Here is a 1654-nt window from a genome sequence, read left to right as displayed (position 1 = left end):
TGTCGGCCACCTCCGAAGAGCTCGCCGCCCAGGCAGAAGAGCTGCAGGCGTCCATCGCCTTCTTCAAGGTCGACAATTCGGCCAACCGCCAGCAGAACCATGCTGAGAAGCTCCGCGCGACGGCAGCGAAGATGGCTGCTCCGGCAGCCCGGCAGCCGGCAATGGTAAAGCCGAAGAAGGCGCCAACCGCTTCATCCATGAGCGCAACACGCAGCAAGGGTTTTGCCCTCGACATGTCGATGGGTGGACCCGATGCCGACGACGATGATTTCAGGGAAAGTGCCTGAAATCCAAATGAATTGGCAGCGCGCGAGCAAGCGCGCTACCAACACCGCCCATAAAGTCGCGACCTGATTGATTGCCAACACGGATGTCCGTGTCGCCAGCTGTTCGTCGGTATCGTTCAACCAAAACGACAGAAAAATTTTTCTCATCACGAAAGGAAAGTTCAAATGCGATTTACCATCAAGGCGAAACTCGCTGTATCATTTGGATTTATGATTGCCCTCCTGATTGGAGCGATGAGCTATGGAATCTACAGTCTCGGCGTCCTGAACCAGTCGATCTCCGATGTGATCTCTGGTCCTGCGCTTCGATTGGAGAAGGCACAGGAGCTTGCAAACATACAGCTCCGCATCACGCGCGCCCAGACCAACATGGCTTTGTCAGAGAATCCGGCCGATCTCCAGAAATATGCGGAACGGAGCAAGACGAACCAGGACAAGTTCGTCGAACTCGTTAGACTTCTGCAGGAGAAGGCTTCGAGCGACGCGGGCAAGCAGGCTTGGAAGTCTGTGGAGGCCGAATATGCTCAGATCGTCGCGCTCGATGGAAAGATCCTCCAGCTATCCCAGGCAGGCGACAGGGTGGGTGCCATCAAGCTTGCAACCGTGGATGCGCGCGCCGTTGTCGACGGCATCGAAGAAATCATTAATACGCGGATCGAAAAGAATCGCGATGACATGAATCAGGCGGACGTTGACACAGATGTCCTCTACAACAGCACGCGTAACATCCTGGTTGGTGTCGCTGCCTTGGCTATCATTGCCGCCATCGCTATCGCCGCCTGGATTGCTTTGAGCATCAGCGCAGGTTTGAAGAAGATCCAGTTTGTTGCGAACGCTGTGTCGCTCGGTGATCTTAACCAGAACATCGAGATCAAGACGAACGACGAAATCAAGGATCTCGTTACCACGATCAACGTCATGACCGGCAACCTGCGCAATACGGCAAACATTGCCGACCAGATTGCCAATGGCGACCTGATGGTGACGCCGAAGCCGCTCTCGGACAAGGATACGCTCGGTCTCGCACTTCAGAGCATGGTGGAACGACTGCGTGGCGTTGTTGCCGATGCGCTTTCGGCCTCGGTCAATGTCTCCTCGGGTAGCCAGGAACTGTCTGCCAGCTCCGAACAGCTGTCGCAGGGTGCGACCGAACAGGCCTCTTCGGCTGAAGAAGCGTCCGCTTCGATGGAAGAGATGGCCGCCAACATCAAGCAGAATGCCGATAACGCCGCCCAGACTGAAAAGATCGCCCGCCAGTCGGCCAAGGACGCGGAAGTGTCCGGCGAGGCTGTCGGTCGTGCCGTCGGTGCGATGCGCACGATTGCCGAGAAGATCTCGATCGTGCAGGAAATCGCCCGCCAGACCGA

1 protein-coding gene and 1 pseudogene are annotated in these 1654 nt (G+C 56.5%); both read left to right on the top strand.

The annotated features are described in order from the left end of the window. Positions 1-287 (top strand): annotated as a pseudogene (locus tag Q4481_RS24535) (methyl-accepting chemotaxis protein); the annotation flags it as partial. Positions 288-452: 165 nt separating this feature from the next. Continuing rightward, positions 453-1654: MCP four helix bundle domain-containing protein (locus tag Q4481_RS24530; RefSeq protein WP_304379056.1), on the top strand; the 1202-nt coding region annotated here is incomplete at its 3' end.

Origin of the sequence: Fluviirhizobium alvei (assembly GCF_030551875.1) — a bacterium.
Taxonomy (GTDB): Bacteria; Pseudomonadota; Alphaproteobacteria; order Rhizobiales; family Rhizobiaceae; genus Rhizobium_E; species Rhizobium_E alvei.
The sequence above is the reverse complement of the archived record's forward strand: the minus strand, read 5'-3'. Positions and strand labels throughout refer to the sequence as shown.